Source organism: Alicyclobacillus mali NBRC 102425 (assembly GCF_001570745.1).
GTDB classification, from domain to species: Bacteria; Bacillota; Bacilli; order Alicyclobacillales; family Alicyclobacillaceae; genus Alicyclobacillus; species Alicyclobacillus mali.
This window is the reverse complement of record NZ_BCSG01000043.1, coordinates 1-7521: the sequence shown is the minus strand read 5'-3', so window position 1 is coordinate 7521 and position 7521 is coordinate 1. Positions and strand designations below refer to the sequence as shown.

Annotated in this window: 5 protein-coding genes; 1 reads left to right on the top strand and 4 read right to left on the bottom strand. The window is 61.3% G+C overall.

The window, feature by feature from the left end; genetic code table 11:
- The first annotated feature begins 162 nt into the window (after positions 1-162).
- The gene (locus tag AMA01_RS12195; RefSeq protein WP_067851356.1) at positions 163-1053 is read left to right on the top strand and encodes a DMT family transporter; all 891 of its coding nucleotides are present in this window, start codon (positions 163-165) and stop codon (positions 1051-1053) included.
- Positions 1054-1159: 106 nt separating this feature from the next.
- Here the strand turns inward: AMA01_RS12195 and AMA01_RS12190 are convergent, their stop codons facing one another.
- From AMA01_RS12190 to AMA01_RS12175, 4 genes are all read right to left on the bottom strand, one after another.
- Entirely contained in the window at positions 1160-2113 is a 954-nt protein-coding gene (locus AMA01_RS12190) for a hypothetical protein (RefSeq protein ID WP_231862947.1), read from the bottom strand.
- A 56-nt stretch (positions 2114-2169) separates the two neighbouring features.
- Positions 2170-3186, bottom strand: coding sequence for a phosphodiester glycosidase family protein (locus AMA01_RS12185; RefSeq protein ID WP_067851353.1), 1017 nt, complete (start codon positions 3184-3186; stop codon positions 2170-2172).
- Between the two features lie 116 nt (positions 3187-3302).
- A complete protein-coding gene (locus tag AMA01_RS12180; RefSeq protein ID WP_067851350.1) occupies positions 3303-5450 on the bottom strand; it encodes an FUSC family protein in 2148 nt (715 codons plus the stop codon).
- Between the two features lie 64 nt (positions 5451-5514).
- Entirely contained in the window at positions 5515-7425 is a 1911-nt protein-coding gene (locus AMA01_RS12175; protein ID WP_067851349.1) for an APC family permease, read from the bottom strand.
- Positions 7426-7521: the final 96 nt, after the last annotated feature.

The window sequence follows — 7521 nt, the reverse complement described above, 5'->3', positions numbered from 1 at the left end:
TCATTGAAGAAACAGCGCAGAGGATCCTGGACCTCGTGACGAAAGGACAGGCCAGATAACGAGGCCGTGTGCTGCTACACACGTTCTGCGATTTCATGTTAGAAACAAGAGATCTGATCTCTTGTGGTCCGTATAGGCATGATAGGCAGGAAGGATGGAAGCATGCTTCATTCCCGTGGCGCGAGCGAGAGGGCCGCTCGCGCACTCCTCATCTTCGTCACGCTCGTCTGGGGCGCCACCTTTACGCTGACCAAGGAATCGCTCTCCGTCCTGCCGGTCTATGCGTTTCTCTCGCTCAGGTTTGGGGTCGCTTCCATTACCACCCTGGGGCTTGCTGTCGCGGCTCGCCGCAGATCTTCGGCGTGGAAGGATGCGCGCACCTGGGTGGTGGGTGCCCTGGCGGGCTTGCCACTGGCGGCGAGCTTTCTCCTACAAACGGAGGGACTTCGCACCATCACGCCCGGACTCAGCGGATTCCTCACAGGCTTGAACGTCGCCATGGTGCCCGTTCTGGCGAGTGCGATGACGAAACGTCGGCCGGATGCCCGCACGGAGTGGGGCGCGGCTCTGGCATGCACGGGCCTTCTTTTGATGTGCGCCGGCATGCCGCTCTCAGGGCGCACCCAAGGCATCGTGGACACGATTCTGTGCGCAGCGTGCATTGCGATACAAATTGTCGCCGTGGATAGGTGGGCGAAGGGGCTCGACGCGTTCGCCGTGGCCGCCGTGGAGGTGTGGATTACCGCGGTCTTGACCTTTGCGGCCGCGTGTGTGGCTGGACAATGGACATCCCTGGCGGACATGAACGCCTGGGTGCAGCCCGTCACGTGTATGGCCGTCCTCGTCAACGGCCTTCTCGGCACGGCGTTTGCGCTTTGGGCGCAGAATTGGGCGCAGAAGCGCCTGTCGTCCGCGCAAACGGCCATCACGTTCGCGCTTGAACCCGTGTTCGCTGCGGCGATTGGCTGGATGTCGCTCGGAGAGGCGATGACGTGGCCTGAGATGATCGGAGGACTTTTGATTGTCGGAAGCATGGCGGTAGCGCCGGCGTGACGTCGCGATTCGCCCCATCTGGCTGATCTTTTACGTCCGATAATAGATATTATGTAAAGTTATAAAGTCGGCCGATACACGAGCGTGATCGGCGCAGTGCCCCCCTTTACATCTCCACGTTTGTCAAGGCTGGCGGATTGAGCGCAATGGAGCCGGTCGACGAGACGGCGATCTCGCTTGCAAGCGCGGGCTGCCCGAGCTGTCGCAGCAGTTCGTCGCCGCCGGAGGTCTGCCGGTACACGGCCGTCACCAGGCCATTCGCGTTGACCGTTCCGTAATACAGGGTGTTGCCGACCACGCCGATGAGCGCCGCGTTCGACTTGACGGTTTGCCAGTCCATCTGAAACTCGGCCGTATAGCTGCTGGTTTGACTGGTTTGGTAGAGACGAACGACGTTCCATTGGCCGTTCTGGTTGATTTCGAGATACAGATTGTCGCCGGTCTGCGTCATGGCGATGTTCTTGATATAGCCTGGCGGCACCGTGACGGGCTGGATGGTCTCCATGGTGCCCACGTGGTACACGGCGGTCGATCCGCCCGCGTCGATCAACACAAAGATGTCGTTTGTCTCTGTGCTGTACGTGACTTTGACGATGCGCGCGTCCGGCGCCAAGTTGGAGAATACGGGCACGCTCGCGGCGGTCTCGTCTGCCTGAAGGCCGTTGGAGACGTAGAAGGTGTTCAGTTCCAAATTTCCGGGCGAGCGCTGTTCTCCCACGAACACCTCCGCGTTGCCGAGCCAGTCCACGTACTGCACTGGGTACAAATTCGTGGCTTGACTGACCTGCGTTCCGCTGTCGAGTTGCACCACGTGAACCGTGTCCCAACCGCTCGCGTCGGACGTGACGTACGTGGCGTATTCGCCGTTCGGCGAGATCGTGACACCAGCATACTCGCGCTTCAACTGAAGGATCTCGGTCTGCGCTCGCCGATGCATAGCCGCCTGGATCTCGCGCTGTGAAGCCGTCTGCTGCGAGACGAGCACGTGATTGAGATGATAGAAAAACAGCGATTCGCACGCCGTGCACAAAGCCGCGATCGCGAGAAAACGTCGCCCCACGCGCCTCCCTCTCGGCCTCATTTGGACCTGGCCCATGGGCTCCCCCTCCCCGTCTCTCAGTTCGGCATGACCACGAATGCCGTGGCCACGCTTCGCGCACCCGTGAGGTCCACCGGCGTGTTGACCATTCGGCCGTCGTACACCATGGTCGTCGACGACCCACCATCCAAGTCCGCGGCGATCACGGCGTGGTACTGGAGCATGATGGCCGTGATGTCCGCCATCGAGGCCCCCAGGTGACCAAATTGGCCTCGTCCATCCGTCACCACCAGGATGACCTTCCCGTCCGCGGTCTGTCCAATGGCCGTGCGCGGGTTCAGACCCTGGTCCGGGACCTGCACCGGCTGGCCATTCAGCACCAGCACGGGCCCGAAGCTAAGGGCCTGCGTGACATGCAGCTGCTCGAGATCCGCCAACGAATAATCCCCAGCGACCATCTGACCGCCACTCGTAAAGCCGATTTCAGGGAATTTCCCCGTGGTTCCTTGCCCCGTGACGACCTTCCCATTCACGATGGTGATGCCGAGAGGCTGGGCGCCGGTTCCCTGCTGGTTGTTATCCGCGAACGCGCCACCGTTGATCCCGGCCACGGCGCCCGCGTCCTGAACGAGTTGAGGAACTGTCTCCCCGCGCTGGCCGATGTATTTCGTCACCGCCACCTGCACGCGCTTGGGGTTGTCCACCACGAGGATGTATGCCGTGAATGTGCTCCCGTGATACGTGTACAGGTGGATGGAGTTGTCGGCGTTGTTATAATCGCGGCTCACGATGTCCGCGATAGGCAGCGTATCTGAGACGAGGCTGCCGCTCAGGGCGTGATCCGCAATCACCGATTCCGACAGCGTATAGAGCGACAGCGGGCGCAGCAGATATCCATGCCGCGTCTCATCCAACGTGTCAATCACATACGTGCGAAGCGCAGGAAAGGGCCCATGAAAGACCAGAAGCGACGACGACACGAAGGCATACAGCGCAGTCGCCAGCAGCACGCCCAACCAACCGCGGCGGCGCCTGGGTTTCTCCTTTGCCTCCGATTCGCGCATGCGGGCGGTCCGATGAGGTCTCCTGTCCAACGCTGTCCCTCCCTGCTTCGTGGTTGGCTGCTAGTGCGAGAGAACGCGCCACACCGCACCGTGCGATGCTTTCGTGCCTATTGTAACGAAATCGAGCGTTCGGAGCGATCCCGACATCAGGAAGTGGATGCCGCCTCCCCATCGTCCGAATCGATCTCGTGCGTCAGACGAGCGAGCGTCTGAATCACGTGGTACAGTCGTACCACCGCGCGCGCGATCACGTCCAGCTCGCGCCAGTTCATCTCCAGGGTTTCAACGTGGCGTTGCACGCTCCTTCGGCCCCAAAGTTCCCCTGTTCGGTCGATTACAAGTTCGCGTTCCCCACTTCTCAACCCATCCGCGAGCGCCGTCAGGGCGCGATCGATCCACGCCACCAACTCCCTTTCCTCCTGCGTCAACCCTCGCGCTGCCCGGCCTTCCCACGTGTACGCTTCGAGGGACAAGAGGGTGTCCGAGAACCGGTGCATGCCCACCAGGATGGCGACCATGATGTGCGGACGCACGGGCGGCGCCACGGGCTCTGCGAGCACCTGGCGCACGGCGCCGGCCGCGTTCGTCCTGGAGACCCGAACCGCCTGGCGCTCGCGCGCGAGTTTGCGCGGCGATCCTTTGTTCCCCTCCGCAAACACGGCCAGTACGCCGCGGAAGTAGTCCCGCTCTCGATCGACGGCCAGCGCAAGCGCGCGGTTCACTTGCTGGTGCTGCCACGTGGGCCACAACAAATAGATGACCATGGCCAGCGCACTGCCCACGAGCGTCGCTAGCATGCGATCCGCCATGGTCGGAATGGGCGCCTGGCGCTCAAACAGAGACAGCAACACGACCATCAGTGCGGTGAGCGCGCAGCTGAACAGCGCGTAATTGTAGGTCACCAACATGTACATCAAAGAGCCAAAGACGACGATACAGGCGCTTGCAAACATCCCTGTGCGATCCGGCACCGCAACGAGCAAGACCGTCGCGGGCAGAAGACCTCCGAGCGTTCCGAGCACGCGCGCGATGCCCCGAGTAAATGTGCTCGTGAAGTCGGGGCGGAGAATGATGTTCGCGGTGAGCGGCACCCAGTACGCGTGCGGCCATGGAAGTACAAACGCCAGCGTCTCACCAATGCCGATGGCGATCGCCGCGCGAATCGCATGCCGGAAAATCCCGGAGTTCCACGTCATATGGCTGCGCAGCGACAGCCATGCCTGTTGGATTTTCGATGCGGCCGTCTGCATCGCTTCTGGCGGCAGAGGACGCACACCCGGTTGGACGAGATCGTCTCGCAGTGCCATCAGCGAGCGCGCCATCGCCTCGACGTGCGCCGCGGTTTCTTCTTTCCGCTCTATGCCCTTTGCCCCACGAGCGATAGCGGATAGCTCTTCCGAGGCCCGCTCCAGGATATACATGAGAGGCTGAGCCCGCCGATCACCTCGCGCGATGAGCCAGACGTGATCGCCGAGCGCGGCGAAGATGGGCGCGCACTGCCGCAGGATTTCGCTCGCGAATGCTGCATCGCCGAGTTCCTGCGCGTAGGCCCGGCCACGCGCGATCTCGGCGAGCGCCACGACGTACATGCGAATTTGCTCCGCGCTGTCGAGCAGGCGGTATAGGCGCTTGCGACGGCGGCGAGGCATGTAGGAGTCGCGGAGAAAGTCGCTCGCCTCCACCAGTGACGAGGCCAACGCGAGATCCGATGGGCGCGACGGCGACGCGGCATACGAACCGAGCTTCCGATACACGTTCGACACGGACTGGGCTTCGGCGCTTTCAGGACGGACCAGGTCCACCATGAGCATGAGCGCGGTTTGCAGCAGGCCGCCGCACGCGACAAGGGACATGCGGTACAGCGCACCCGCGAGTGGTTGTGGGCTCGTGGAGATGAGGATGAGCGCGTTGGTGGCGAGGAGCCCCACTTGTCCGCTCGGCTGACTCACGCCGAGCATCATGCCCGCGAGCCAGCCGCAGAGCGTCACCACGAGGACGATGAGCCACGCGTCGTGGCCTGCCAAGGCGCCGACGAACGTGGTGACGCTCATCCATGCCGTGGCAAACAGCATCGTGCGCAGACGGCGCCGCGCGGTGCCTGCGTTGCCGGCGAATCCAGCCACCAGCGCGCCGACGGCAACGCCGATGCCCGACAACAGGTGACCTGAATTCAGGCCCCACACGAGCGGAATGAGGATGCCGAGGCCATTGCGCAGGCCCGGGAGCACGCGTAGACCCGCGCGGTCTCGCTCCATTACAGCGTAGAGCGATCGCCACGTCCGCCTGCGAATCAAATTCGACCCCCTCTTCCTTAACAACGCGGGCCGCAGCCGCATGTCAGCGGCGCGGCCCAAACCGTCACTTCTTCAAGTGGTAGGGCACCGTGGTCACAACCACGTCCTTATGCCGCAGCATCCACGCGCGAATCAGCAGGGATGTCTGGTTGTGCAACAGATTGTGCCACCACTTTTTCGGGACGAACTGCGCAATGAAAAGCTGAATGTGATCCGGCTTGCCCCCTTCGTAGGTCTCGAGCCGCCGAATGAATTTGGACAAGGGCTGCAAGAGGGAGCGGTACTCGCTCTTGACGGTGACCAGCCTGCAGGGATTGCCCCAGGCTTGCCATTTTTCCTCCATTTTTTCGATGGACTCGTCGTCGAAACCGATGTACAGCGCGAATACGTTCGGCGTCGAGCTCATGGCGAACGAAATCGTATCGAGGACCACCCGATGAATGCCAGAAACAAGGACCACCGAGACGATGCGATGTTGCTGCGGTCGGTCGACCTTGAGATCGATGCGAAGCTCGTCCGCCACGTCCTGATAGTGCCGGTGCACCTTCATCGCGAGGTAAATCATCAGCGGAATGACGACCAGAACGATCCAGGCGCCACTCGTGAATTTCGTGACCGCAAAGATGACGGACACGAGCGCCGTGATGAACGCGCCAAACGCGTTGATTCCCGCTTTCAGGCGCCACCAGTGCCCTTTGACCCGGATCCATCGCTTGATGAGGCCGAGTTGAGCCACCGTGAACGCCACAAACACGCCGATGGCATAGAGCGGAATGAGGTTGTTGGTCTGCGCGTGAAAGATCTCAATCAAGAGCGACGCCAGGGCTGCAAGCACAATCATCCCGTTTGAGTAGCCGAGCCGGTCGCCGCGCAACCTGAGGGCTCTCGGCAGATATCCATCCATGGCGAGGAGCGCGGCCACCTGAGGGAAACCGGTGAACGTCGAGTTCGCCGCCAAAATCAGCACGACGAGCGTGCTCCACATGATGAATTGATACAGAAAACCGTGCCCGAAATAGCTTTCCGCCAACTGGGATAGCATGGTGTTGTTCGGGTTGACGCTGATGCCTTTCACATACAGGTGATACGCAAAGCCCAGCAACGTGACCCCCGTCACGAGGCCAAGCGCAACGTACGCCTTGATGGCGCCATTCTTTCCCTCGCGGAAGATGGGCACCGCATTTGAAATCGTCTCGACGCCTGTCAGCGCCGAGCATGCCGAACTGAACGCCTTCAGAAGCAACATCAGGGTAAGCCCCTGCGGAACCACGCCGAACGGCGGCGTATGCGGCTGCACGAAGCCGTGATGGAGTTCATTCCAGAACCCGACGCCAATCATGAGCAACATGCAGGCCATAAACACGTACGTCGGATACGCAAAGACCTTGGACGACTCCGAAATGCCGCGCAGATTCACGAGCAGAATGATGAGCACGCACAGGAGCGAGAGCGACGTCTGGTGCCCTTGCAGCACAGGATACGACGACGCCAAGTTCTGAACGCCCGACGCGACGGACACCGCAACCGTGAGAACATAATCCACCATGAGTGCGCTTGCCGCGAGCAGTGGCACCCATGCCCGCTGGAAGTTGTCCTTACTAATCGCGTACGCCCCGCCGCCGTTTGGGTACGCGATCACGCCCATGATATACGACGTGATGAGGATCATGAGTAGGAGCACGGTCATGGCCGTGATCGGGAGAATGAGCCACTTCGCGTTCTCTCCCAGGCCGATCAGTTCCGTGATGCCTGCCTCGGGGCCGTAGGCCACCGACGAGTACAGGTCCGCAGACAACACCGGCAGCGCCATCCACCAGACGAGGAGGTTGCGAGATTCGCGCAGGTCGCGCGTCCGCATCGGCTTGCCGACCACCAGCCGCTTCACGTTGCCGAAGTTAAACATGGCATAGGCGACCGCAGCGATAATCACACAGATGATGACAGGATGCAACCAGGACCAGTCATGTCCACGCATGATATGGAAGCGCTCCTCATTTCTCGACGAAAGTCATCGCGTAGATTTGGACAACGAGGATGTCGTCAGACGTGATTTATTGTAATCTGGTGCCGT

Excerpts from the sequence above, each read along its gene's own strand:
- AMA01_RS12195 (WP_067851356.1), top strand. The coding sequence starts at position 163 with ATGCTTCATTCCCGTGGCGCGAGCGAGAGGGCCGCTCGCGCACTCCTC.
- AMA01_RS12175 (WP_067851349.1), bottom strand. The coding sequence starts at position 7,425 with ATGCGTGGACATGACTGGTCCTGGTTGCATCCTGTCATCATCTGTGTG.